This is a genomic window from Cupriavidus phytohabitans (assembly GCF_000426345.1).
GTDB lineage: Bacteria > Pseudomonadota > Gammaproteobacteria > Burkholderiales > Burkholderiaceae > Cupriavidus.
In genome coordinates, this window is the sequence record NZ_AUFE01000007.1 from 1 (window position 1) to 24,526 (window position 24,526).

General features: G+C 63.5%; 20 protein-coding genes, 1 tRNA gene and 2 pseudogenes. 3 read left to right on the forward strand and 20 right to left on the reverse strand.

Going from position 1 to position 24,526, the window contains the following annotated elements:
• The 7 genes and pseudogenes from K309_RS0107170 to K309_RS36085 form a co-directional block, all read right to left on the reverse strand.
• Positions 1-205, reverse strand: a pseudogene (locus K309_RS0107170) (IS5/IS1182 family transposase); the annotation flags it as partial.
• Positions 206-237: 32 nt separating this feature from the next.
• Positions 238-525, reverse strand: coding sequence for a hypothetical protein (locus K309_RS41585; protein WP_156914316.1), 288 nt, complete (start codon positions 523-525; stop codon positions 238-240).
• Between the two features lie 420 nt (positions 526-945).
• Positions 946-1,602: a zinc-binding dehydrogenase gene (locus K309_RS36080; protein ID WP_500784370.1), complete on the reverse strand. Its 657-nt coding sequence runs from the start codon at positions 1,600-1,602 to the stop codon at positions 946-948.
• Positions 1,585-1,707 (reverse strand): annotated as a pseudogene (locus K309_RS44290) (NAD(P)-dependent alcohol dehydrogenase); the annotation flags it as partial. The gene K309_RS36080 and the pseudogene K309_RS44290, both read right to left, overlap by 18 nt.
• A gap of 387 nt (positions 1,708-2,094) precedes the next feature.
• A complete protein-coding gene (locus tag K309_RS0107180; protein WP_029045787.1) occupies positions 2,095-3,066 on the reverse strand; it encodes a Bug family tripartite tricarboxylate transporter substrate binding protein in 972 nt (323 codons plus the stop codon).
• A gap of 241 nt (positions 3,067-3,307) precedes the next feature.
• Complete coding sequence (locus K309_RS0107185) at positions 3,308-4,015, reverse strand: HAD-IA family hydrolase (RefSeq protein ID WP_029045788.1); 708 nt, start codon at positions 4,013-4,015, stop codon at positions 3,308-3,310.
• A 154-nt stretch (positions 4,016-4,169) separates the two neighbouring features.
• Positions 4,170-4,370 (reverse strand): hypothetical protein, encoded by a 201-nt coding sequence (locus tag K309_RS36085; protein ID WP_035876984.1) that lies wholly within the window; start codon positions 4,368-4,370, stop codon positions 4,170-4,172.
• A 288-nt stretch (positions 4,371-4,658) separates the two neighbouring features.
• Between K309_RS36085 and K309_RS0107195 the strand changes: the two genes are divergently transcribed.
• Complete coding sequence (locus K309_RS0107195) at positions 4,659-5,750, forward strand: mechanosensitive ion channel family protein (protein WP_029045789.1); 1,092 nt, start codon at positions 4,659-4,661, stop codon at positions 5,748-5,750.
• A 35-nt stretch (positions 5,751-5,785) separates the two neighbouring features.
• On the opposite strand, the gene K309_RS0107200 is transcribed toward K309_RS0107195, so the two are convergent.
• The 12 genes from K309_RS0107200 to K309_RS0107250 all read right to left on the reverse strand — a co-directional run bounded on the left by K309_RS0107200 (position 5,786) and on the right by K309_RS0107250 (position 22,060).
• A complete protein-coding gene (locus K309_RS0107200; protein WP_029045790.1) occupies positions 5,786-6,661 on the reverse strand; it encodes a metal-dependent hydrolase in 876 nt (291 codons plus the stop codon).
• Positions 6,662-6,842: 181 nt separating this feature from the next.
• Positions 6,843-8,390, reverse strand: coding sequence for a serine hydrolase (locus K309_RS0107205; RefSeq protein WP_029045791.1), 1,548 nt, complete (start codon positions 8,388-8,390; stop codon positions 6,843-6,845).
• Between the two features lie 331 nt (positions 8,391-8,721).
• Positions 8,722-8,808: transfer RNA gene (locus K309_RS0107210), tRNA-Leu, on the reverse strand.
• 70 nt (positions 8,809-8,878) lie between these two features.
• Positions 8,879-9,691 (reverse strand): MetQ/NlpA family ABC transporter substrate-binding protein, encoded by an 813-nt coding sequence (locus K309_RS0107215; RefSeq protein WP_029045792.1) that lies wholly within the window; start codon positions 9,689-9,691, stop codon positions 8,879-8,881.
• A gap of 253 nt (positions 9,692-9,944) precedes the next feature.
• Complete coding sequence (locus K309_RS36090; protein WP_084402371.1) at positions 9,945-13,439, reverse strand: ImcF-related family protein; 3,495 nt, start codon at positions 13,437-13,439, stop codon at positions 9,945-9,947.
• A complete protein-coding gene (locus tag K309_RS41590; RefSeq protein WP_029045793.1) occupies positions 13,436-14,668 on the reverse strand; it encodes a KPHS_23130 family T6SS system protein in 1,233 nt (410 codons plus the stop codon). The genes K309_RS36090 and K309_RS41590 overlap by 4 nt, the downstream gene beginning before the upstream one ends.
• Positions 14,669-14,926 (reverse strand): PAAR domain-containing protein, encoded by a 258-nt coding sequence (locus K309_RS0107230; protein ID WP_029045794.1) that lies wholly within the window; start codon positions 14,924-14,926, stop codon positions 14,669-14,671.
• A gap of 448 nt (positions 14,927-15,374) precedes the next feature.
• Positions 15,375-15,560: a hypothetical protein gene (locus K309_RS41595; RefSeq protein ID WP_156914317.1), complete on the reverse strand. Its 186-nt coding sequence runs from the start codon at positions 15,558-15,560 to the stop codon at positions 15,375-15,377.
• Positions 15,561-15,578: 18 nt separating this feature from the next.
• Positions 15,579-18,080, reverse strand: coding sequence for a glycoside hydrolase family 19 protein (locus tag K309_RS0107235; RefSeq protein ID WP_029045795.1), 2,502 nt, complete (start codon positions 18,078-18,080; stop codon positions 15,579-15,581).
• An 8-nt stretch (positions 18,081-18,088) separates the two neighbouring features.
• The gene (locus K309_RS36095; RefSeq protein WP_051320377.1) at positions 18,089-20,410 is read right to left on the reverse strand and encodes a type VI secretion system Vgr family protein; all 2,322 of its coding nucleotides are present in this window, start codon (positions 20,408-20,410) and stop codon (positions 18,089-18,091) included.
• A 443-nt stretch (positions 20,411-20,853) separates the two neighbouring features.
• On the reverse strand, positions 20,854-21,267 hold the full coding sequence (locus K309_RS0107245; RefSeq protein WP_029045796.1) for a VOC family protein: 414 nt from the start codon (positions 21,265-21,267) through the stop codon (positions 20,854-20,856).
• A gap of 118 nt (positions 21,268-21,385) precedes the next feature.
• A complete protein-coding gene (locus K309_RS0107250; protein ID WP_029045797.1) occupies positions 21,386-22,060 on the reverse strand; it encodes an SGNH/GDSL hydrolase family protein in 675 nt (224 codons plus the stop codon).
• A 142-nt stretch (positions 22,061-22,202) separates the two neighbouring features.
• On the opposite strand from K309_RS0107250, the gene K309_RS0107255 reads away from it, so the two are divergent.
• Positions 22,203-22,673, forward strand: a complete 471-nt coding sequence (locus tag K309_RS0107255) for an SRPBCC family protein (RefSeq protein WP_029045798.1) — start codon at positions 22,203-22,205, stop codon at positions 22,671-22,673.
• Entirely contained in the window at positions 22,670-24,151 is a 1,482-nt protein-coding gene (locus K309_RS0107260) for a DHA2 family efflux MFS transporter permease subunit (RefSeq protein ID WP_029045799.1), read from the forward strand. Before K309_RS0107255 ends, K309_RS0107260 begins: the two co-directional genes overlap by 4 nt.
• 27 nt (positions 24,152-24,178) lie before the next feature.
• Here K309_RS0107260 and K309_RS0107265 read toward each other — a convergent pair whose 3' ends face one another.
• Positions 24,179-24,448, reverse strand: coding sequence for an acyl-CoA-binding protein (locus tag K309_RS0107265; RefSeq protein WP_029045800.1), 270 nt, complete (start codon positions 24,446-24,448; stop codon positions 24,179-24,181).
• Positions 24,449-24,526: the final 78 nt, after the last annotated feature.

Here is a 24,526-nt window from a genome sequence, read left to right on the forward strand (position 1 = left end):
TGACGCCGGCACCGGCCACTGCCAGTGTCGGACCAAACAAGTCCTCGCCGACCACAGTGCGTCCATCCTTCCCCTTGCGCGCAAGCACCGGCGCCAGGGCCGCCTCAATGTTGTTCCATGGCATCCGGGTCGCCAGCACTGCGAGCGGATGCCGTAGATCAATCATCCCGTCCAAGCGGCTGCGAAAGAAGTCCGGTGTGCTCATCAGCAAGGCCCTCAAATCTCCCAGGATTTAAATCAGATTCCTATTCGATCTGGGAGTTCTGCACGCAGCACAATTCTTCCGACGCCTTGCTGCGCCTTACCCTTCAACATTCTGCAGGCCGGACTCTCTACCGTGCCGGAAATCGAGAAATTTGCGGTCAGTCCATTCGCCGCCAGACCTGCCATGGCTGTGCTGAGTGGCACCGTCAGAGGCTGCGCCGGCGTGCTTGCTGCCTCGTTGCTGGCGTTGTCGTCGCCCCCGCCGCCGCAACCGCCGAGAAAGAATGAAATTGCAAGCACAAGAAGGAATCTCTTGGACATCGCAGTCTCCTCGCCGAAGTGTCCCGGATTCGAAACTTGTCTTGGCATGCGACCCGGCGGAACGGGTAGGACATGGCGCAAACCGCAATCTTTCCATACCCGCAACCCATGCAAAATGCCCTGCTGTCGGCAGGCTTGGCGCGCGAGGTCGTCACCTCAATTAAGCTGCAACAAAGATACCAACACTGCCGGATGTGTTGTTTTTATTATGTTCTGGCAGACCTATAGATTCGACGCGCTGGTGAAATCGGTGCAACCTGTTTCGTTCAGGATACAGTCCGGAAGCTGTTGTCGACCCAAAGAGGCATTCGAGGCAACGCGGTAAACGGCGAAAGTCCGGTGCGGATTCAACCGGCGCGCGCGATTCCATCAATACGTTGCAACCACCGGTTGAATCCGCAGCCGAACTCCTGCCACTCTTCAAGGTAACAAGACAGCCCGTCCCTTGATGCGTCCTTCCCGCAGTCGCTGATATACGTCGACGGCGCTCTCGAGGGGGCAGGTCTCCACATCGGCGTGGATTCTGCCGGTTTCGGCGAGAGCAATCACTTCCATCAGCTCGCTTCGTGATCCCCAATACGGAATGCTCACCTGACAGCCATAAGGCGGGCGGTTGGGAGAATAGTGAAGCGTCCCGCCGGCGAGTCCTACCACGGTGATTCGGCTCGCGCGGCCGACGACGCGGCAGCAAAGATCGATGGTCGACTGTGCGCCGACGAAATCGAGGGCCACGGCTACGCCACGCCCGCCGACCAGGTCGAGAATCTCTTCGGCAGCGCGGTGCCCATCCCGGGTGTTGATCGTGTGTGTGGCTCCCAGCGCGCGCGCATGAGCCAGCCTGGCGTCGTCGATGTCACCGGCAATGATCTTCACTGCTGCCATGGCCCGCAGGATCTGCAATGCCATGTGGCCGAGTCCACCAATGCCGAGGACCAGGATGCTCGCATCTGGTGTCAACAGGGGCAGTGCCGCCTTGATCGCATGATAGGGAGTGAGCGCCGCATCGCTGAGCGGCGCAGCTTCTGCCGGATCGAGCGTGCCCAGCGGCACCAGCAGGCGCGCGGACGGAACGATCATGTATTCGGCCATGCCGCCATCGAGGCCCAGGCCTCCACCTACTGCAGGGCTCCTCGCATGGCCTTCGCAGTAGTTTTCGGCCGAGGTCTGGCAGGTGCGGCAAACGCCGCAGCCCCAGGCGCAGGCGGACCTGGCAAGATCCGTCGGTGGTTCACGCTACCGCGTGGGTCTTGAATTGAACCGACTAGAGGCAATGGGAGTCATTGCTCTGTCGCGCGGACGAATCAAGATCCAGCGCGCGCATATTGAGCGCCGCTCCAGGGGGCGTTCGTAGTGCCTCGCCCGCTGATAGGGTTGAATATTGAGGGTTCGCTGACGTTCGAGCGTTGTCACCGTGCCCGATTCGCGCAGAAGCCGCCTTATTGCTGAATGGCCGAAGGCCTTATTCCTTCCTAAGCAAATCATCGGAATTCGGCGATGAACCAAAAAAATGCCCGCCGTGATTAACGGCGGGCATTTCCTGGCAACGAAAGCGGTGGCGACGCGCCGGGGTTATTCCAGCTTCGCCCCCGAGCGCTCGACGATATCCTTCCACTTCCTGTAGTCAGCCTGCACCAGTTCGGAGAACTCCCTGGTCGTCATCAGCTTGGCTTCGGCGCCTTGCTCCTGGATCGCCTGGATCATCGCCGGCGTGGCGAGGACCTTGTTCACTTCGGCATGGATGCGTTTGACCACTTCGGGCGGTGTCCTGGCCGGGGCGAACAGGCCGTACCAGGTGCTGACGTCCACCTGCTTGTAGCCGCTTTCCGCCACGGTGGGCACGTCGGGCAGCGATGTGCTGCGCGTGGCCGAGGTCACGGCCAGCGCGCGCAGCTTGCCCGCCTTGACCTGTGCCAGCGCCGACGGCACCGAGGCCACCATCAGGTCCACGTTGCCGGCCAGCGCGTCCATCATCGCCGCGTTGGAGCCCTTGTAGGGCACGTGCAGCAGCTTGATCCCCGCCGCATGGCTGAAGATCTCGGCGGCCAGGTGGATGGTGGTGCCGTTGCCCGGCGAGCCATACTTGACCGCGCCCGGCGCGCTGCGCGCGGCGGTGACCACATCGGCCAGCGTCTTGAAGCGCGAACTGGCCGACGTGACGATCACAATCGGCGTGTAGGCGACATGGCTGATCGCGACCAGGTCGCGGTTCGGCACATAGTTGACCGACTTGTACAGCCACGGCGCGACCACCAGGTTGTCCTTCTGGCCCATCACCAGCTCGTAGCCGGTCGGTGCTGCCCGGACCGCCTCGGCGATGCCGAGCGTGCCGCCCGCGCCGGGCTTGTTGTCCGGCACGAAATTCCACTTGGTGGCCTGGCCGACCTGCGTCGCCACCAGGCGGGACAGGATGTCCGTGCCACCGCCGGGCGGGAACGGAATCACCAGCCGGATCGGCTTGGTCGGAAAGGTGGCCGGGGTTTGCGCGTGGGCGCTCGTCAGTCCGCATGCCACCAGCAGGGCGGCAAAGAGGGCCTTCAACATCTTGTTTCTCCTCGATCGAAATCTTGCAGGGCGGACCCTGGCTTGCTGCCTGTGAACCTGGCGGATTGCGGCGGTGTCGGGCACTGGAACGGCCCGGAACGGATGGCGGGGAACGTCTGGATCGTGCGGTGGCGAGGCAAGCGCAGGGTGTCGGACCTGGTCGCGAAGGCACATTTTCGCATATTAGGTATGCGTTGGCCCGATATCGCCTGCGGGGAGCAGGGCTGTCGCGTCGGCGCGCTCAGCCGGCCAGCGCGCGGCAGAGCGATTGCAGGTCGCTGAGGATCAGGTGAGGGCGTGCGCCGCCGCGTTGCCATTGCGCGGTGTGGGGGCTGTCCGGGCGTACCAGCCAGGCGGCCTGCAGTCCCGCATCGAGTGCGCCAACGACGTCGAGATCGGGATCGTCGCCCACATGCAGCATTTCTTCCGGCGGTGTATCGACCGCCGCGGCCGCCGCATGGAAGATCGCCGCCGCGGGCTTGGCCGTGCCGAACGTCCCGGCGCTGAGCGCCGCGCGGAAGAAGTGATGGCCGCCGGTCACCTTCAGGTCGGCGTTGCCATTTGACACAGCCACCAGCGGGAAGCGTGCGCTGAGCCATTCCAGCGCGGGCAGCGCATCCTCGAAAAATTCGACCTGCTGCCGCGCGGCAAAGAAGGCGTCGTACGCGTCTTCGGCCAGGCTGGCATCTTCTCCGGCCATCTCCAGTGCCAGCAGGATCGAGCCGATGCGCAGCGCGCGGTAGTCATGCGCAAGATGCGGGTTCCCGCCTTCATAGCTCGCGCGCAGGTCGCGCAGCACCGCGGGCGAGGTCAGCACCCCGGCCGTCTTCGGCGCGTGCTGCAGCAGCCAGGCCAGCAGCGTCGCCTCGGCGCGGGCCACGGCGGGGCCGAACGGCCACAGGGTGTCGTCGAGATCGAAGGAGATGGCGGAGACCTTGGACAGGTGCATGGGGCGGAACGCTGCGGATTGGCGCGGGGGATGGGTCTGGTAGCTTACCACCGCGCAGGCCCGGTTTCGGATCCGCCAACGGTCCATGTGCCGGCCGGCGCGCGCCCGCCATGGCCGTGCGCGCATGCGTGGCTGCCTTCCAGGCAAGCGCTGGCTACTTGCCCTGCCGCTGATCCGGCTTGCGGCTTGCATCGCCCTGGTGTTGCCTGCGTGGGTCCTGGTTCTTGAAGCCGCCATAGCTGCTCTGGCCCGGATCGTCGCTGCGGCTCTTGATGTCGCTCGCATCGCGGTCGGTCCTGACGCCCGGGTTGGGCTGGGCCCCAGGCGCATTCCGCTGTTCCTTTTGCGTTGCCATATCGCTCTCCAGTGGGTTGGCCGGAACCGTAGGAGCTGCAACATCCATGCCGTGACGGGCAGGGCGCGCCGCGGACTCTGGCGGCGCTGTGCCGGAGGGGGTTGCGCCCAGCGTTTCGTGCTTTCATCTGAACATCTTGCCGCCCGTTGTAGAAATGGACGATCAGGTAAATGGCGTGTTCTAACATCTCTTTTCCCCGCGCTCCCACGGAGTGGCGCGAGGCGAACTTCCGCACGGACGGGGTGTCGTTAGCTACATAGCTTCAACCCGCAACGAACAGGACGACGCATGAATCTTGACCTCCTCCTCGATCATCCCTGGTTCGGCACGTGGACCGCCGCGCTGGTCGCCGTCATTGTCGCGCTGATCGCGCATCGCCTTGGCGGCCTGCTGCTGTTGCGCATTGCCCGCGCCACGCCGGTGCTGCATGCCATCGTGATCAAGGCGCGCGCGCCGGCCAAGGCGGTGCTGCCGCTGCTGGCATTGCAGACGGTGTGGCAGGCGGCGCCGGACGACCTGCGCTGGATCGACAACGTGCGGCATCTCAACGGACTGCTGATGATCATTGCCACGACCTGGCTGGCGGCGCGCATCATCGCGGGCTTTGCGCAAGGCGTGCTGGAACGGCACCCGGTCGACGTGGAGGACAACATGGGTGCGCGGCGCATCCACACGCAAACGCGGGTGCTGTCGCGCATCGCCATGTCGCTGGTGATCGTGATTGGCGCGTCGATGGTGCTGATGACCTTCCCGGGTGCGCGGCAGGTCGGCGCCAGCCTGCTGGCCTCGGCGGGCGTGGTCGGCCTGATCGCGGGCTTTGCCGCCAAGCCGGTGTTCAGCAACATGATTGCCGGCTTGCAGCTGGCGCTGACCCAGCCGATCCGGCTGGACGATGTGCTGATCGTCGAGGGCGAGTGGGGCCGCGTGGAGGAGATCACCGGCACTTACGTGGTGCTGCGGATCTGGGATGAGCGCCGCCTCATCATCCCGCTGCAGTATTTCATTGAGAAGCCGTTCCAGAACTGGACCCGCAGCAGCGCGCAGCTGATGGGCTCGGTGTTCTTCCACGTGGACTACGGCATGCCGCTGGCACCGCTGCGCAAGGAGCTGGAGCGCATCGTCCATGCGGCGCCCCAATGGGACCGGCGCTTCTTCAACCTGGTGGTGACCGACGCCACCGAACGCACCATGCAGCTGCGCGTGCTGTGCACCGCGGCGTCGTCCGGACTGGCGTGGGACCTGCGCTGTGTGGTGCGCGAGGGACTGATCGACTTCATGCAGCGCGAGTATCCGCAGTTCTTGCCTCGCCTTCGCATTGAAGGGGAGGGTGAGGGCAAGGGCGATGCCGCGGTTCGCGGCGCCGCCGTGCACATGGCGTGAAGCGGTGTGCCCGGCATCGCCCCTTGCCGCGCGGATCAGAAGTCCACCTTCTCTCCCGGCTGCGGCACGATCACGCGCGTGGCCGCGCCCGCGCCCAGCGCGGTGGTGAATTCTTCCGGCGTGCCGCGCAGCTGCGGTGAAGTCAGGTAGTGGATGGGGATCGCAAAGCGCGGCCGGACCATGTCGCGCATCGCGATCGCCGCGTCCTGCGGCCCCATGGTGAAGTGGCCGCCGATCGGGATCAGCACCAGATCGGGCTTGTAGCGGTCACCGATCAGCCGCATGTCGCCGAACAGGCCGGTATCGCCCATGTGCCAGACGCGGAAGCCGTTCTCCATCTCGACGATGTAGCCGACCGGTTCTCCGCCATAGTGTGTCTCGTCCTTGCCGGTGGCCGGGTTCTTCATCACCAGTTCCGACGAGTGCTCGGCATGTACCGCGGTGATCCTGGGTCCGGTCGGGCCGAATGGCATCACGGTGCCGCTCTTGCCAAAGCGCTGCACCAGCGTGGCCGGGACCATGCCGAGGCTGATCAGTGCCTGGCCCATGCCGCCTGCGTTGTAGATCGGCGCGTTATTGAGCTGCGCCAGTGCCGGGGCGTCGCCGAGGTGGTCGCTATGTGCGTGGGTCACCAGGATCAGGTCGACCTTGCCCAGCGAGGACAGCTGCTTGAAGCCTGCAGGCGTCTTCGGGTTGGTGGTCAGCCACGGATCGATGACGATGACCTTGCCACCCGGCGAGGTGATGCGGATCGCGGCCTGGCCGAGCCACAGGACTTCGGTCTTGCCGGCGGCGGCAGGGGTGGTGGCGGTGGGCGCCTGCGTGACCGCGGTGGGTGTCGGCGTGGACGTGCCGCAGGCGGCGAGCGTGGCGACGGCGGCGGTGAGTGCGACTGCGCGGAATCTGATCATGGTCATTCCTTCCGTGGCTGAGTCATGGGTCGAACCGTTCCACCCTGAGGTGTGCAGTCGGCAGCGTTGGTGCCGCAAGCGCGGCGCGTGACAGGCGAGGGCGGGGTGCCTGTCGCAGTATCGGCACGAGGGTGGTGAGTGTCAATGCGGCACGGCCCAGCCTCTGCCGCTGCGGCGCGGCTTAGCGGGCGAAGACGCCAAGCCCTTCATGATCGTAGTACTCCAGCCATACCCGGTCGCTGGCAAATGCCGCCCGGGAGATCGTGCCGGGGGTGGCGTTCTCGTTATGGAGCGTGAATGTAAAGACATCTCCATCCCAGTGCGTCAGCGGCAAGACCAGCGGCTTCGCGCCGAGCGTCATCACCAGCGCGCCACCCTGTTCGGCGACCAGAAGCGGGCCGTAGTAGTCGTTGTTGTAGGTGCCGGCATAGGTGGACAACGCCCGCGCGGGCAAGGCGTTTGCCGGCGGCGACTGGCCGACCAGCCTGCCTTCGGGCAGCAGCAAGGGCGCGAGGGCATCGGCAAAGATCGCGCCCCAGTCGCGGCGGAAGGCGCCGTACTGGACCAGGTCGAAGAACTGCGCATTCATCGTTTCCGGGATGCCGATGGGATAGCCGTTGGTCAGGGTGACGATGGCCAGGTTCAGCGACGGCACCGCTGTAAAGCTGGTGGCCGCGCCGACCGCGAACGCGCCGGAATGGTTGTAGTTGGTCAGCCCCAGCTCGGTCGTGCCGACATTGAAGCCGTAGCCGTAGTAGCTCGCCGGGCGGCCCTGGACAGGCGGGCTGCTTTGCATCTGCTGGGACAGCGCGGGCGCGAGCGCCGCGGCGTCGACGATGCGCTGGCCGGCAAACTCGCCTTTGGCCAGCACCATGATCAGCCATTTCGCCAGGTCGTTGACCGAGGCGCTGACCCCGCCGGCGGGCGACTGCGCATCGGGCATGGTGCCCATGCCTTGCACCCAGCTGCCATTGACCTTGACATGGCCGAGTGCGCGGTTGTCGCGCGCGGCAAAGTCGGCGTAGCGCGAGCTGGTGCGGGTCATGCCCAGCGGCTGGTAGATGGCCTGCTCGGACAGCGTGGCCCAGTCGATGCCGGCGGCGTTCGCCACCGCCTCGGCGGCGGCGGTCATGCCGAAGTTGGTGTACTCATAGACCGCGCGCAACGGATGCAACGGCAGGAAGCGCAGTCGCGTCAGCACCTCGCGGCGATCGTAGCCCATGTCTTCGAGCCGGTCGCCGGCGTGGTCGGGCAGGCCGGACCGATGCGCGTAGAGGTCGCCGATGGTGACGGCTTCGGTCGCTTCCGCATCGGACAGCGCGAACCATGGCAGGTGCTGGATCGCCGGGGTGTCCCAGCCGATGCTGCCGCGCCCCACCTGCCGCGCTACCACCGTGGCGCCGATGGACTTTGAAACCGAGGCCAGCTGGAACACGGTATCGGCGTCGACCGGTGCGGGATCAGTCACCAGCCGGCGGCCGAAGCCCCTGGCGTAAGCGGTTTGATTGCCACGCACCACGGCGATGGCCATGCCGGGTACTCCGGAGCTTGCCATCAGGTTGGCGGCCAGCGTGTCAACCTGGGCGATGGCGGCGGTGATCTGCGCTTCGGACACCGGGTTCGGCGGCGGCTCCGGATCGTCATCGCCGCCGCAGGCGGGCAGGGTCGGAACGAGGAGGCCGCTCAGCGCGGCTCCAAGGAAACGGCGACGCTCTTGCAGTTTGCCCACGACAGGTCTCCCGACGGCGGCGCTACGGCGCCTTTGGGATTTACTGTAGGCGATGGGCACGGGCAATGAATGCGAAGCGTCTCATGTACGCCCTGGCATCGGGGCGGGAGACTTGAGGCCTCACCGAGGGGTTCGGTGAGCGGGCGTGACAACCCGAACGAATTGATGGAGTTTGGTATGAATTGCGCGAGGAGAGGACTCGGTCACGCCGGCGCGACCCCGGCTGCGCTGGCAAGCGCAGCCCTTCTCGTCCTCACGAAAAGCGCTCAAGCGCTTTTCTTCCTGGGCGGAAAATGAAGAAGGCCTGCTCGCGCAGGCCTTCTTTGAATGCTGGTGCCCAGGAGAGGACTCGAACCTCCACAGTGTTGCCACCGCTAGGACCTGAACCTAGTGCGTCTACCAATTCCGCCACCTGGGCAAGGTGAGCGCCGCATTCTACATAAGGCGGCGGAATTTGCAAGCACGAATTGGCAGGAAAGCGGGTCCGATCAGAACGACGGCACCATCGCGCCCTTGAACTGCGCCTTCATGAACTGGCGCACGTCTTCCGACTGGTACGCGGCGACCAGCTTCTTGACCCATGGCTTGTCCTTGTCCTGCGTGCGCACCACGATGATGTTGGCGTACGGGCTGTGGATGTCTTCCAGTGCGATCGCATCCCTGCTCGGCTGCAGGCCGGCGGCCAGCGCGTAGTTGGTGTTGATCACGGCGGCGCCGACATCGGGCAGGGCGCGCGCCAGTTGCGCAGCGTCCAGTTCCACGATCTTCAGCTTCCTGGGGTTCTCGGCCACGTCCAGCGGCGTGGCGTTGTTGCCATTGGTGCCGGCCCCGGCCTTGAGCTTGATCACGCCCTGCGACTGCAGCAAGAGCAGCGCGCGGTTCTCATTGGACGGGTCGTTGGGCACGGCCACCTTGGCGCCCTGCGGCAGGTCCTTGGGCGACTTCAGGTTTTTCGAGTAGATGCCCAGCGGCGAGATATAGGTGTAGCCGACGCTCTGCATCTTGTAGCCACGCTGCTTGACCTGGCTGTCCAGGTAGGGCTGGTGCTGGAAGCTGTTGGCATCCAGGTCGCCGGCATCCAGCGCGGCGTTGGGCTGCACGTAGTCGTTGAATTCCACGACCTTGACGTTCAGGCCGTTGCGCTTGGCAACCTTCTGGACGACTTGCCAGACTTCGGCGTCCGGACCGCTGACGGTGCCGACGCGGATGGTCTGTTCCTGGGCCGAGGCGCTGCCGGCGGCGATAAAGCCGATTGCGGAGACGGCTACCGCCAGGCGTTTGATAAGGGACATGCTGCGCATGGGAGTTCTGTAGTGTTTTTTGGTTATGTGGCGAGTGAGACAGTTGCGCCCTGGCAGGGATCGCCTGCGCGGTGCGAGGTCACAGATTAACGCAATTGCGTCCAAACTGCGCAATATGGGCAGATCTGGCGTCTACTTCTTTTTCATATGCTTATGAATCCGAGCCTAAGAGAAATATCGGCATTAAATGTCGTGAGTCGAGGGTGAGGTCCAGCTGCATTAGGGCCGGCGCGCGGCCCAGTGTTGCTGGCGCTCATCGGGGTGCCGTTGGCAAACTCGCCCTGTCTACAACAAAGATCCGCTCCGGCATCTTCAAGTCACGCAGCGCAAGCATCTCCAGCGGCCCCTGGCCGACCTCCGTACGAAGCTGGTAGCGGATCGGATAGCTCATGTCAGCGGGTGCCGGCACGCTTGCCTCGCGCGCCGTCAGGCTGTCGGGGTTGCCGGAACGCGAGGGCTGTCTGGCTTCGGGCTCGTTCTCCGTCAAGCCTGCCCTAGGCGCCGCAGTGTCGGGGGCACCCTGCCACGTAAGCTGGAAGGTCGCGCTGTCGAGCGGCACGACGTGGGCACGCTCCAGCATGCGAACCCAGCCCCAGCGTCCATCAAATTCATAGTTCTTGCTGGTGCCCGCTTTTTCTGTCTGCCATTGCAGCAGGGTGCGCGGTTCCTGCAGGTTGTTCGCGGGCCAGGTCATGGACTGCCAGGACTCGCGCTGGTTGAAGTAGTGCAGCTTCTGGTTGTCCACGGTCAGCAGCGTGTCGGTCAGCCCGGGTGTGGGAATGGGCTTGAGCTGGAAGCGGTACATCGGATCGCCTTGCGCCAGCAGGTGGACGCCAATGCGCTGCAAGGTATTGATGACCTTGAGGAAACCTGCGTCCAACGATAGCGCTTGCGCGCTGCTCGCCACCGGCACCCATTGATCTCCCTTTCGTTCGAGGACGCCGGCAAGCTGGGAGCCGAGGAAGGCATTGATCAACCCTCCCTGCGGACGCAGGAATCGCGCCAGTTCCGCCAACGAGGCGTCATTGGCGGTATCGGCAAACGGATAGCGCCCCGCGAACGACCGGTTCCATTCCATCGCAATGCCTTGCTGCCAGTCGTCGTTCAGGCTGGCCTGGGCGGGTGCCATCACAGTCTGCATGGCCAGCGCTATCGGGCGCACGAACAAGGTTTCTCCCATGCCGGCCCATTCGGCGCCGAGGCTGGCGGCCATCAATTGTGCGTAGCTCTGGGTGTCCGCCAGTTCCGAGCCCTTGCCCTGGAACAGGGCTTGGGCCATTTGGCGGGCCTGCGCATCGGCATCGGCACTGTTGCCGATCTGCTGCAAGCGCAGCCGCAGGGCCGTGGCCCGGTCCAGATAGCGCTGCAGGCTCAATTCGCCGCCCCCTTGCGTGCCTTGTCCGGCCTGATGACCCACCAGTCGCAGCACCGGCCCGAACGCCGCGCCGAGCGGGCCGGCCGGGTCGGCCTTGGCGACTTCGGGTGCGTCGCTCTTCTTGCCGAGCAAGTCCTTGGCCTTGTTCACCAGCCTGTCCGACAGCGAGTCCTTGCGTGCACCGGCGCCGCCCTGGTATTCCAGCGACTTCATCAGCGCGATCACTGGCGACTGGCGTGCGTCGGCCAACAGCTTGAGCTGGTCGATGACGGCAGGCAGCGTCGAGGCCGGCTCCCATTGCATGCTGTTCATGAACTGCTGCCAGTGCTCGGCGTACTCGGCGAAATACTGCTCGGTCAAGGCGAACTGGAGATCCCTGCCGGAACCTTCGTCAGGCGCGGGCTGCTGCGGCCTGCCGCCCGTGAGCACCCAGTCGTTGTCCACCTGCTTGCGCCTGGCCGCTTCCTCGATGGCGGCCGCCACATAGCCGTCATAGGCCTGGCGCGTAAAGACGCCGGGCACGATGGGCGAAGCGCGCAGCAGACCGCGAGGGTCGGTGCCGGCGGTCAGCGATGCCAGGGTCTGGTCAGGGTACTTGCTGCCCGCACCGTCGAGGATGCCCTGGAAAACCGTGTCCTGCGCATTGCGCTCCCCGATCACCGCCAGCAGGGTCTGCCGCGCGCCCGCGACCAGTTCCGGGCGCGGCTCGATGCGCCAGTCTGGCCTGGTCTTCAGGTGCGTGGCGTAGAACCGGAACAGCCGCTCGGCCAGGTCCTGTTTCTCTCCGGGGGAGACGCGGGCCTCCGTCGTCCAGTGCTGCGCCAGTTGCGGGGCGAGGAAGGCGGCATCCGCCTTCTCCGGATTGGCCAGCATCAGGTAGGCCTTGAGCGCGCCATGCCCGGCCAACGCCCAGCGCGCGGTCTGTTCATTCAGGTCCGCAGTGCGCATCTGCGCAAGATCAACCAGCGAGGCCTCCAGGTCCTGCTGCACCGGCGTGACGAGGAGATCGCGTCTGGCTTGGGCGTAGGGCTTCCACAGCGCGGCGAGCACCTCCGCGTCACGGTTCAGTCCGAAGCGGGTCAGCAGCGGCGCGTGATGCTGGGTGCGGTACTCATAGCGCTCGATCTGCTGCTGCAGGGCCAGCAGCGCCTTCAGCCTTGCCGCCGCGTTGGGCGCTGCCTGGATGTCGTGCGCCGCTTGTCGCGCGGCGTGGATGTCGCGTTGATTCAGCACACCGGACACCAGCATGCCGGCGGACCATAGCGCGACGCTGGTCAGGACGAAAGCCGCAAGGATAGTAATCGGATGCCACACTGTCCGGCGCCCGGGCACGCGTTTCACTGCCTCTGCTACGTAATGCCATAGCGGCAGGTCTGCGGCAGAAGCGGCATTCGATTGGCCGTGCCAGGGAGCAAAAAGAATGCCTCGAATCGTGGCGCGTCTGCGTTGACCGGCAATGAGCCTGGCAAGCCAAGCCGCCAGTGCCTCGCTACGAGTCTCGAGTTGTCGGGACAGTTGCCCCAGATACTGTTCGCGGCCTTGTTGCGGCAGCCGCGCCAGGCTGTGTTGCGCGAGGTGGTTACGCAAGTTTAACAACTGCGCCCCAATCCCTGCCGTGTCTGCCTGTCGGGCGACTTCACAGGCGATCACCGGCGTATCGCTACCGGAAACCTGGTCCGATTGCGCAACGTCAAGCGCATAAACGGGGGCGGACCACCGCAAGATATCCGAAATGCGCGTGAGCTGGCTACCCTCATGGAAGCCACTACGGTCTGCCGTCAGGCCCGTGGCGCCGTCGATGACAAGAAGCACCGCATCCACCGGGCGGCGGCGCCGTAGCTGGTAGATTTGCCTGAGCCATCCCGCATCGAGCTGGCCGCCGGCACTGGACTTGCCCCATAGCAGGACGGCATCGGGCGTCATCTGCCAGCCGGATTCGGCAATCTCGGGCAGCAGCCGGCCGATCACGTTGTCATTCCCCGTCAGCAGCAGCCAGGGTTGCCGATCGCGCCAGCGCCAGCCATGCAGTGTGCGCAGGGCATCGCGCAAAGCCTGCCCCTGGACACGGGCATGCTCCCGTGATTCTGCGCTTTGCGTTGCACCACCTTGCGCCGCCTTGTTCTTGTCGTAAAACAACGTCCACCGGTCGGCTTTCATCGAGGCGATCTTAAGCAAAACGGCCTCGAAGAACCGCACGAAGAGAAGCAGTAGCAGGCAGGTAGACAACAGGCCTAACTCGATGGCCGACAACTGATAGCCTGTCCATCCTAATACCGGCCCCTTGGCGAAAGCGGCCATCATCAGACCGATGAAAATAGTGCTGATGCCTACGCCGAACCAGAGTGCGACGGGCCGGGACTTGTATTCGTTCATGTTGATGTCTTGCACATAAGGGCGATCAGCTCATTGCCTTGCTCGGCGAGGACAAGCTGGGGGCTGCCGGTATGCCGCGCATGTTCCAAGGCGAGTGCGGTGGCGAGCCAGGCGCCCGCACCATCGCAATTGCCGACGGATGTGCCGACATCCACCCAGCGCACGTCCTGGCTGAACTGGGACGAGGATTTGACCGAGTGCGTCAGTTCCTCGGACAGGGCATGGCTCACGATCGTGCGGACCTGCGATGCATCGGCCCCGCACCAGCGCACGGCCAACTCGAAAGCCTCGTGCTTGCCGTCTGCCTTACCCTTCGCCGGACGATGGAGGTGCAATGCTGGCGCATTGCGCAGGCTGCCAGGCTGCGCGACCAGCAGGGCCACGCCGGTTTCGGCAACGCCATCCTGCAGCAGCTCGCTGATGGCCTTGCGTAGCTGAATCGCGAGCAGCAGGTGGGCCTCTCGAGGCTTGGTCTGGTCATGCCAATCATCCGCTCGGAACAGCAAGAAGTGATTTCTGCTCGCGTTGATCCGAACCTGAAGGGTGGGGGCCTTCGCCAGAAGGACTTCCTGCAGGCGGGCCTGCATCTCGGCAGATTCCGCCAGGGAATGGACACACACATCCACGTGCAGGACCGTATGTGCGGGCAGTGCTGCCAGGCCGCCGCCAACGCGCTCGACCATACGGGTCAGGAGCCAGTTGCCTATGGCGCGATGCCGCTTGTGCTCAATCAGCTCATTGCCAGGATAGAACGGCATGCCGGGAATCTCGAGCCAGCGTGCACTGACATCGGTACCGGGTTCTGCGGCGCTTGGGCGGGCGTCCAACTGCAGACTGCCATTAACAACGCCTTCGGCATCGTTCTCGGTGTCCTGGGAAGAAAAGCACCATGCATGCCCGAGCACAACAAGCGGTTCACTGGAGAGCGCATGACGTTCTTGTTCAATCCTATTGCTGACGTGATTGATAGCCGTGGCCTCGCTGCGCCTCGCATACGCAATACCGCGTGAGCAGCACAGTAGAAATGCCCAGGCGAGGATCGGGTAGACAATGGCGCAGCACCAGAACCAGAGCGTGTTCGATGGCTGGCCGGTCGGCCACAGCAGGACGGTCAGCCCGGCGCCGGTTCCCATCATCACGGCGAGCAGGGTGGCCCATAGCACGACCAACGGGCGCGGCGGTGCTGGCACTGGCACCCGTGGCGGTACCCGTTCAAAGTCGATGGGCATTTAGCGAACCGTCGCGCCAGGCGAAGTGGCAATCAGGACGCTGCCGCATTCGGTCTCGTGGCCACCGCATGCCAGCGGCACGCTGCCGTCCGTCAGCCTGGTGCTGCCGCCGATGATGCGGTTTTCGCCGTGGATCGGACACGACACGAGGTCGCCCTGTCGGGCAGCGCGGCGGCCGTTGACCTTGATGCGGTCGGAACCCGTGAGGATCTTTCCGCCGTGGCTCGTACTATCGCCTTCGTATGCCAAGTTTGTCATTAAAATATCTCTAAGTGCATTTACTTTTCAATATTACTTTTGCGCTCCGTACCCGTATTCTTGGGGTGCGCACAGCCGCCCCGATCAGGATGCGAAAAATCGTCCTTTAAAGATTCCCAATTTGTCATCCGAAGAGAGTCAAGGTGCTCTCGACGCCGGAGTTGCTATTCCGATTTTATGTCTTTGTATGTTTCCTTGGTGATATCTATATATGCGTCCTGATGTATTGATGCATCGTTTAGGCAAAGCGAATTGGAAATCTTTGATGCCCCTCGATATACCGCAATTCCAGCTGAAAACTCGGGGCCATCGTCTGTTTTTATGGTTTTGTCATAGAGAAAATAAGTAAATTTTCCCTTTGAAAACCTGATATGTGCCTCCCCGCCGCCAGCATAAGTGGTGTTGCTAAAATAGAAAACGCTCCCCTTGTGATTATCTTCGTCGGATATTATGAGGTCAATATTATCTTTTGTTCCGTGGCGATACGTAAAAATACCGGTTTCTTTTTTTTGCAGAGCGATGCAAATTTTTGTGTGTGCTGGCAGTTAAACACCTCCAGTTCATCATTAGGGCAAAGTCCTTCGGCAAAGACGGTAGTCTGAAAGATAAAAGCCGATGAGAGAAAGATTGCCATGGGAAGGTTTCTCACAAATTACTCCTTGGGTAGCCCCAGAATTGGAGCCAACCTATTAAATCGTTTGAGTCTGTCAGCATATCCATTCTGCCCGCCATTCACAATTTGTGTAACATCTTGAACACTGCCAGATTCCGCAACTGAATTTAAGTGATTTCTAGACCAAAATACGAAACCAGATTCAATTCCATACCCAATGTTTGTGGATATTGATTCCGGGTGCGAAATAAAATCCTGCTGATCTTCCGGGAAGCGAAGGTTGTGTTCATCTTGAAATGATTGATAACCATTCTTTCCTGTAACTTGGAGAATTCCGCGCCCGCGGTATTTGAACCCATCTCCGCTGGATTCATCGCCATTTCCCATTCTGTTGGCGTAGACATAACTGGCAAGATGATCCGGGTTGTGGGCATAGTAAGATTCCTGGCTCCACAATTTATCTCTTATTCTTCCTTTGGTGCAGTCATCACACTTCGCATCGTAATTCTTTGGTCCGCCTTTGCATCCAAACGTTTTTCGCATCTGCGTGGCGCTATAGTTAAGCCCTTCCTCGCGAATTCGAAATCCACTCTCATGAGCTGCTTGCGAAAGGAAGTGAGCAATTCTTTTTTTTGTATTTACTTCGTAAGATTTGGCGTACTTATTTAAATATGGAATAATGCTATTATTATACGATTCAGAATTTCCTGGCTCAGCGGCTGCGAGCATTTCAAGAGTAATTAGCTGGAGTTCGCCAAAGAAATTCCCCAGCAACCCAATCGGATGAATATGAAAAACATCCGACCCCGGCAGATCGCTCACGCCAGCCTTCACGTCATCCCACCACACGAGCTTCTCGATCCGCTTCTGCTCTCCCTCATGCTGGGGTTTCGGCCCTGTCTCCCTTTCAATTGCCTCGATGAGCTGCTTCCACTTCGCCGGGTTAGCCCATTCGCTGTCATGCTTGATGATCAGCCGGGACAGCCGCAGCGCCCGCCACGGGTCGTCGTCCGCGACACGCATTTGGTCGGCTGCCTGGCTGCCATCCCCTCTTGGATAGATCGCGCGGTAGACCTTTCCCATCAACGGGCTGAGTTTGGCAAGGGCTTCGTGTTCAGGGACATCTGCCCCAATGTGGTAGTCGACGTATGCCTTCGTGGTGGCGAACATCGAATGCGCCGGGTCGTGCGCGTCCTCGAACGATGCGTCGAAGTCGATCCAGGACTGCGCGATCTCGCGCGTTACCCGGCCTCCGGCAAAGTTTTCCTGCCGCACCCAGCCGCTGATGTCGTGGCCGTGTACGTCCGCGCTGTCGATACGCCACCAGGGCAGCTTCTCGCCGTCGCCAGGAGTGTTTTCAATACGCTTGTTTTCGGGATGCTTTGCCAGCTCGGCAAACGAAAGGACTTGTATTACGTCGGTGACTGGCGCATCGCGCCCTTCGTGGAATGCTTCCTTGTACAGCCTGGTGTTCTTGCCGATGCGCAAGATCGTGGGTTCGCTGGGCAGCCCCATTTGCTCCCAGGATTTCGGCTTGTGGCCGTTTTCCCTGACCCAGGACCGGCCATTCTCGATGAATGCCTTGATGCCGTCGCTGCAGAACATCTCGATATGCACCATCCGGTTCTCGGCTGCCGTGCTCAAGGAGTCGTAGCGGCCGAGATGGCCAATCAGATCGCCTGCCTTGATCGGGAAGGGCCTGGCTGGCACAACCACCCGGTCGAGCAAAGCATCCGGCATGATTTCCTCGACAACGGCATGGCCGCTCTCCTTGCCGAGGAAGAGCCAGCCATTGATCGCGGCGGTTGCCTCAACGAAGCCGCCCGTCCTTGCGGGAATCAATTGCGCGCCGTGCGTGTCCGCGATCTGCCCCCAGTTGCCTTCGCGCTTGCTGATGGTGACCTGTGCGCCGTGCGGCAGGATGCACAGTGGGGTGCCATGCGGATGGGTGGCGCGTACCCGCAGTCCTACCTGACCCGGTAAGGGCGCGCCTGCCGGGCCAGGGGTGGGCTTGTCCTGCGGAAACTGGGTGACCTTGAAGTCCGGCGACCAGTAGGGCGGCCTGGGCAGCGTTAAGTCGCGCTCGTAACTTGCGAGGTCCTGCAGGTGCATGTACAGGCTGAAGAACGTCAGCTTGTTGTCCTTGGGGAATTCCATCGAATGGCGCACCAGGGCAAAGCCGGTGCTGTATGACGCCTGGATGGCGGGCCTGTCGCCGTGCGCGGGCAGTTCGCTGACCAGGTACTTGCGATTTACGCGCCAGGCCACCACTTCGCCATCGGCCATGCACCGCACGCCGTGCTTCAGGTCGAGCGCGGAACCCGCGCCGGCTGCGGATATATGAAAGCCGCCGTGCCACAGGCCATTGCCGCTGGCAGCGTAGGAGCCCGACGGTTCCTTCTTCAGCAGCTTGTGGAATTCGTGCTCGTCGGTAAAGTTGGCGGGCGCTCCATTGCCTTGCGCCTTCTTGCAAAAGGGATACGCGTAGCCCAGTTGCTTCACAGGGGTCTTGGGCGGATTCGTCGGTGTCGAAGTGGCCATGATTGCGCTTAATCAGAGAACCCAAAGTTCAGGTCGCCCTTGATGTCCTTGACGGGCAGATTGGACCAGTCGGGAAATGTGAAACTGCCACCAGCCGGACCTTCCACATTCAGGTTGCCCTTGACGTCGATCTTGCCGCTCGGGCTTGCCAACCCGATCGTGCCGTTGGCGATCTTGATGTAGGCGCCCGATCCGTCGCCGAGGGTGATGCCCTTCGAAGCGGTGATGAGGGTTTCACCCGAGGATGAGCTGATCACGACGTTCTTCAGCGCCAGGAGTTCCAGCCCGCCGCCCTGGGCCTGGACTTCGACCTTGCCTTTCGCGGCGAAGATGCGGATGCCGAGCTTCGCGGCAAAGAGCGATATCGCTTCGCCGGCCGCTGCGGTCAAGCGCTTGAACACCCCGATGTCCAGGCCGCCGCCTGCGGTCACGAACATCTGCTGGCGCGCGGCCAGCTGCATATCCTTGCCGCTTGCAATGCCTACGCCATCCGGCGCAGTGGCGAGAACGGCTGGCTTCTTCAGCCCCACGAGACACTGCTCGACCAGCGCACGTTGCTGGTTGATTTCCGCCAGCCAGGCCTTTGCCGCATTGGCCGAAGCATTGAGCGAATGCAGCAGATCCACTGCTTGCCGCAGCGTGGCTTCTGCATCCTGCATGTCGAGTTGCTGGCCGCTGGCATTCGGCTGGTCTTGCGCCGAAATGAGCATGCCCTTGCCGCCACGCATCGCGCCATGGCCGGACGTCCGCAACTCGAACCCCTCACCACGCTTCTGCCTTTTGCTATCGACGAGGTAACCCAGGTTGAGCTGGGTCTTGCCGCCATAGTCGGTGGACAGCTTGATACCTTCCTGTCCCTCCCAGTCCTCCATGCGCAGCTTGTTGTTCGCCTGCGTGCGGATCACGTTGCGCGAGATCCAGCGGTCCTGGCTGGTGATATGGTCGGCTTGCTGGCTGTTGTGGTGGGCGTGCGCGATATACGGCTTGTTCGGATTGCCGTCGGTGAAGGCAATCGCCACCTCGGTGCCATCGAGCAGCGGGAAGTGGAAGCCGGTCTGCAGGCCGCCCGCGAACGGCTTGGCCAGGCGTAGCGGCACGCTCTCGCCGCCAGCTGGCCATTCATCGAAATCCAGGTCGAAGCGGACCGTGTAATGCCCGTCCTGCGTCAGGTAGGCATACTTGTAGCGGCTCGGCGAGGAGACCCGGGCACTGAGCGTGCCGGCGATGCGCGGCCAGTTTGCCTCGTCCAGTGGCAGGCGGAAGCGACGGTCCGCCGGAATCGCCTTGTAGCGGTTGCGATAGGCCTGGTCGCGCGCGCTGCTGTGCGTGACTTCGGTGATGACCTGGCCGCTGGGCGCATCGGGCAGCGCCAGGTCCATGCGCAGGATGCGCGCCGGGCGCAGCTCCAGGACGTTGCTCTCGCCCTCGTAGACCACCTGCGCGGCGATGGCCGCCTCGTGGCGCAGTTGCGCCTCCCACCTGGCGCCGTCCTGGTCCGGATGGTGCGTGCCGTAGACGTAGGACTGGCCGTAGGTCGTCCGGTCCTTGCGCGCGATATTGGCCTCGGCGCGGAAGCGCTCGTAGGCCTGCTCCGGGTTGCGCTCGGCGGCCAGGAACGATGCCGCCACCGTCTTCGCAACGGTCCTGATGGCGAAGACCGTCTCGATGCCCGATTCCAGGCCCGCCGTCTCGCGGTACGGCACCAACCGCTGCGGCAGGTATAGGTAGTGGTCGATATCGTCGCAGAAGGTCAGGAGGTCATGGCCGAACTTCCCCGGGCCGAAGTAGCAGTACAGGCCTTCCTGCTGCATCAGCAGCCGGATGTAGTCCCAGTCGGACATCTGGTACTGGAAGCGGAATTTGTGCTGGGGGTATTGCCGGCGCGTCTTGAAGGCGAAATGGTGGCCCGTCATGCCGTGCCGGCGCAGGATGGCCTCGATGATCTGCGGGACGGTCTTGTGCTGGTAGATGCGGCTGGCATGCGTGAGCCGCAGGCGTGCGACATGCGGTTCCACCACCATCTCGTAGGCATGGAAGTCGTGGGTTTGCCCGGTCTTGGTGAAGCGGGTGATACAGCCGGCGAACCGGCGCGGCTCGCTGCCATCGGGGGGATCGATCACGAACACCGCGTCGCGGCCAAGGTAGCCGGTCCGATCCAGTTCCGGCGGATGCGTGAGCTGAACCGTCACTTCATAGGGTTCGCCCAGGCGCTCCGCGGCTTCGAACGACACCACCGAAAGCGCGGCGGCAGTGGCCGCGCCAGGTACCTCCAGGAAGCACGACTGCCTTCCCGTTGCCGCCTTCGCGGCGACATCCCATCCTTCCGCCATCGTGGATCTTCCTCGTTGCTGGCGCGCCGCATGAACGGCGCGCCGGTATCAATGAGCCCCAGGCGGATGGCATCGCGGCGCATGGCGTAACCGCCAATCGCCCCCGAGAACCCATCCGTCTAGCTTTGAAGAAGCATCGCAAACGTGGCTACGGAAAACATAGGACAAATCGGAATCAAATTTCGATTTATCGAAAATACGATCTAGAAAATGTTTAATACAAGGGGGTGCCGGGCGAGGTTGCCCGGCATGCCGTCAATGCAAACGGCACTCCGAGAGGCGGCTCAGGACATCCCCAATAGTCCAAGCTTGCGCGGGGGCCGTGAGCATGCCAATGCCAGCGATGGCACGCCACCGTCAGCACTCACTGCCGGGAATTGGACTTGGGCGAAATCGCGCGCATGCCTGGCCGTTGGACCGCCGGCCCAGATGGCCCCAGCAGGTTATCGCCAGCCCGTCACCAACGCATACCCCTGACCCTTCCACTCAATAAAACAAAGCCCATGCCCGAACGGATCCGACAACGTGGCCTGCCTGCCCCAGTCGAAATCCTGCGGCCAGTCCTCGATCTCGGCCCCGGCTTCCAGCGCCCGTTCAATCGCGGCCTCGAGGTCGGCGACGACAAAATCGAGGTGTACCGGCGTCCAGTGCCGACGGTAATCGCGCCGGGTATCGGAACGGCTGGTGGGGCGGGTGCCAGCGGGCTTGGCGAGCAGATAGATCGGTGTATTGCCGCCCAGCATTTCGGCGACGGTGCCGTCGAACAGGCGGCGCTGCAGCTTCAGCCCCAGGCCTTGCTCGTAGAAGGCGATGCCGCGCGCGAGGTCGTCGACATCGATATTGATCAGCAACTCCATGACAGCCTCCTTGCGGCGTTCTGTGTGAGAGCGACCGCATTGTGCGCCGGCCCTCCTGACAACTGCTGTCAGGAGTGATGTTTCAGCCAGCGGCCGGAGGCGTGCCGATACGCGTGTGTCAGCGTGGCAGCAGTTCGCGAACCACCGGGCGCAACGCATCGCCAAGCGTCACATGGGCGTCCGCGTCAAGATGCACGCCGTCGACGGCGCTGCTCTGGATGACCGCGCCGGCGTCGAACATCGGGCAGTCCAGCTGCGCGCAGACCTCGGCAACGGCCTGCGGCAGGCCGGTCCATTTATGTTCGCCACCGGCAAACTTGGGCGCCAGCGGCCCCCGCGGCGTGTGAATCGGCGGCGGCGTCACCACCAGCACCGGCGGCACCGGCATGCCCGGTTCGATCGGCGCAATGCGGATCGCCTGCACCAGGGTGCCGATGCCCTGGGCGGCGTGCCAGGCATTGTGAAGATGCATCGACTGGAAATCGTTGTTGCCGAGCATCAAGACCACCAGTGCCAGCGGCGAGTGGATCTCGATACGCTGCGCCAGGCCCTGCAGCCCGTTGCGCCCCGGCTTGAAGGGATCGTCCCAGACCGTTCGGCGGCCGTTCAGGCAGTCTTCGATGAGGCGCACCGGCGTGCCGCCGTCGGCATTCAGTGCCAGTTCCAGGCGGCCCGGCCAGCGCACCGGGAACGGCAGCCGTTGACGCGTGCCGGGGACGATCCCCCAGGACAGTGAATCGGAGTAGACAAGAACTTGCAGCGGATCGGCTTCGGCCAGCAGCGCGGCGGGCATGCGCGGAACTCCAGTCAACGTGATGGTTGGTCGATATCCGACGGGAGGCTGTCACAGCAATGTTGCACCGCGCAGACAAAAACGTCTTCCGAACACGCGGAGACTTCATAATATCGACTTATTGAAGATAGGGAGAAAGAAGTTGCGTTTCGAGCACTTGGTGGAGATCAATGATCCCGGCAATCCCCAGCTGGATCCGCTGACACCCGACCAGCTTTGGCAAGGCCTGGTGTTGCGCGCCGAGTCGCCAGAGTTGTTCGTGCTGGGCCTGGACAGCGCCGAAGTAGTCGCGCGAGGCGACAACTGGATCGACCGCGTGCTGCATTTCGGCGAGGCGTCCATCCATGACCGCGTGGTGTTCGCGCCGCGCCGCCAGGTGCGCTATGAAACCGCCGCCACTGCCGAGCACGCCGGCGGTACGCTGACCATGGTGATCGAGACGCCCGGCCCGGATGCGCTGCTGCTGCGCTTCACCTACGACACTACCATGCCAGCCGTCGATGCCAGCGGCGACGACCGCTACGCCGAGATCGTCAAGTCCGCGTACCACGAGGCCGACATCGACACCGTCCGCAAGATCCGCGAGATCGCCGACACCGGGCGGCTGGGGTGAGCGAGGGCCCCGTCGCGCCGGAGACTTCCGGCAAGCTGCCGGGCGGGCCGACCCGGGCAACGCTGCGTGCCCGCTACGGCGACCGCCTGCGCTGGATGGTGCTGATGACGCTGATGCTGGGCACGGTCTCGTCGATCGTCTCGTCCACCATCATCAACGTTGCCATCCCCGACCTGAGCCGGCATTTCCTGCTGGGGCAGGAGCGCGCGCAATGGGTCGCGGCCAGCTTCATGATCGCGATGACGCTGTCGATGCTGCTGACGCCGTGGCTGCTCAACCGCTACGGGCTGCGCCGTACTTTCCTGGGGTCGCTGCTGCTGCTGGGCGCCGGCGGGCTGTTCGGCGGGTTCTCGCCGACTTATGGCGTGATGATCGCCATGCGCGTGGCCGAAGGCGCCGCCGCCGGCATCATGCAGCCGCTGCCCAATATCCTGATCCTGCGCGTGTTCGAGGAGCGCGAGCAGGGCAAGGCCATCAGCATGTTCGGCTTCGGCGTGGTGCTCGCACCGGCGCTGGGGCCCAGCCTTGGCGGCTTCCTGGTCGAGGCGTTCGGCTGGCGCTCGATCTTCTTCGTGGTGGTGCCGCTGACGCTGCTAGGCGCGTTCATGGCGCGGCGTTTCATGGCGGTGGATTCGATCATGATGGGCGCGCGCGAGCCGCTGGACTGGCGCGGCCTGGCACTGGCCGGCGTGGCCACCGTGAGCCTGCTCAATGGCGTGGTCGAAATGCGCGAAAGCGTTGGCGCGGGCATGGCGCTGGCCGGCTTCGGCGTGCTGATGCTGGCGGCGTTCGTGCTGTGGCAGCTGCGCGCGCCGCATCCGCTGATGAACATGCGGCTGTACAGCTACCGGCAGTTCTCCGCGGGCGCGGTGGTGGCATTTATCTACGGTGCGGGCCTGTTCGGCTCGACCTACCTGCTGCCGGTCTACATGCAGATGGCGCTGGAGTACACGCCCTCGCGCGCGGGCCTGGTGCTGCTGCCGGCGGGCGTGATGCTGGCACTGACGATCGCCGTGGCGGGCCGCTTCACACACCGGATCGCGCCGCATGTGCAGGTGTCGTTCGGGCTGGCGCTGCTGGCGCTGTCGTTCCTGCTGATGGCGTTGGGGTCGCCCTCCACGCCGTACCTGCTGCTGGTCGCGCTGGCGGTGCTGGGACGGATCGGGCTCGGCTGCATTCTGCCGTCGCTGACGCTGGGGTCGATGCGAGGCGTGGATTTTTCGCTGATCGCGCAGGGATCGAGCTGCATCAACTTTATCCGCCAGCTGGGTGGCGCGATCGGCGTGAGCCTGGCCGGGGTGGGCCTGCAGTGGCGGCTGACGCAGCACGGCGCGGTGCTGGGCCAGGCGGGCGACGCCGCGCTGCAGGCGGCGCGCATCCGCGCCTTCGATGAGACCTTCCTGGCGGTCGGGGTGTTGATCGCCAGTGCCATCTTCGCGGCCTGGCGCATCCGGCCAAGGCCGCTGCCGGCGGGCTGATGCCGCCGGCTGGCGTGGCGGCGGGGTTTAGCTGGCCGCGCCGCTGCGCAGTTCTGCCACCAGCGCGATGTACTGCTCCATCGCCTGCTCGCGCGCGGTGCCGCGCAGCGCTTCCCAGGCTTCGAACTTGTAGCGGCCGACAAAGTCGGTCATGCCCGGCTTGTCGCCGTGGGCGTCGCCTTCGCTGCCTTGCTTGAACAGCGCGTACAGGCGCAGCAGGGTCATATTGCTGGGACGCTCGCTCAGTTGCTTGACGTCGATCTGGGCCTGGTCGAAGCGTGCCTGCAGGTCGCTCATGGGTTCCTCCGTGGGAATTTGTGAAAGTGCAGCCGATGATAGCCGCGCCAGTGCGCCAGACCGCGCGTCTAAAACCGA

Coding starts and splice junctions, on each gene's coding strand:
- K309_RS36085 (WP_035876984.1), bottom strand. CDS start 4,370: ATGGCAACGCAAAAGGAACAGCGGAATGCGCCTGGGGCCCAGCCCAAC.
- K309_RS0107265 (WP_029045800.1), bottom strand. CDS start 24,448: ATGAGCGACCTGCAGGCACGCTTCGACCAGGCCCAGATCGACGTCAAG.
- K309_RS41590 (WP_029045793.1), bottom strand. CDS start 14,668: ATGCCCATCGACTTTGAACGGGTACCGCCACGGGTGCCAGTGCCAGCA.
- K309_RS36090 (WP_084402371.1), bottom strand. CDS start 13,439: ATGAACGAATACAAGTCCCGGCCCGTCGCACTCTGGTTCGGCGTAGGC.
- K309_RS36095 (WP_051320377.1), bottom strand. CDS start 20,410: ATGGCGGAAGGATGGGATGTCGCCGCGAAGGCGGCAACGGGAAGGCAG.
- K309_RS41595 (WP_156914317.1), bottom strand. CDS start 15,560: ATGGCAATCTTTCTCTCATCGGCTTTTATCTTTCAGACTACCGTCTTT.
- K309_RS0107250 (WP_029045797.1), bottom strand. CDS start 22,060: ATGCCCGCCGCGCTGCTGGCCGAAGCCGATCCGCTGCAAGTTCTTGTC.
- K309_RS0107230 (WP_029045794.1), bottom strand. CDS start 14,926: ATGACAAACTTGGCATACGAAGGCGATAGTACGAGCCACGGCGGAAAG.
- K309_RS0107245 (WP_029045796.1), bottom strand. CDS start 21,267: ATGGAGTTGCTGATCAATATCGATGTCGACGACCTCGCGCGCGGCATC.
- K309_RS0107185 (WP_029045788.1), bottom strand. CDS start 4,015: ATGCACCTGTCCAAGGTCTCCGCCATCTCCTTCGATCTCGACGACACC.
- K309_RS0107200 (WP_029045790.1), bottom strand. CDS start 6,661: ATGATCAGATTCCGCGCAGTCGCACTCACCGCCGCCGTCGCCACGCTC.
- K309_RS0107235 (WP_029045795.1), bottom strand. CDS start 18,080: ATGGCCACTTCGACACCGACGAATCCGCCCAAGACCCCTGTGAAGCAA.
- K309_RS36080 (WP_500784370.1), bottom strand. CDS start 1,602: ATGATCGTTCCGTCCGCGCGCCTGCTGGTGCCGCTGGGCACGCTCGAT.
- K309_RS0107215 (WP_029045792.1), bottom strand. CDS start 9,691: ATGCGCAGCATGTCCCTTATCAAACGCCTGGCGGTAGCCGTCTCCGCA.
- K309_RS41585 (WP_156914316.1), bottom strand. CDS start 525: ATGTCCAAGAGATTCCTTCTTGTGCTTGCAATTTCATTCTTTCTCGGC.
- K309_RS0107180 (WP_029045787.1), bottom strand. CDS start 3,066: ATGTTGAAGGCCCTCTTTGCCGCCCTGCTGGTGGCATGCGGACTGACG.
- K309_RS0107195 (WP_029045789.1), top strand. CDS start 4,659: ATGAATCTTGACCTCCTCCTCGATCATCCCTGGTTCGGCACGTGGACC.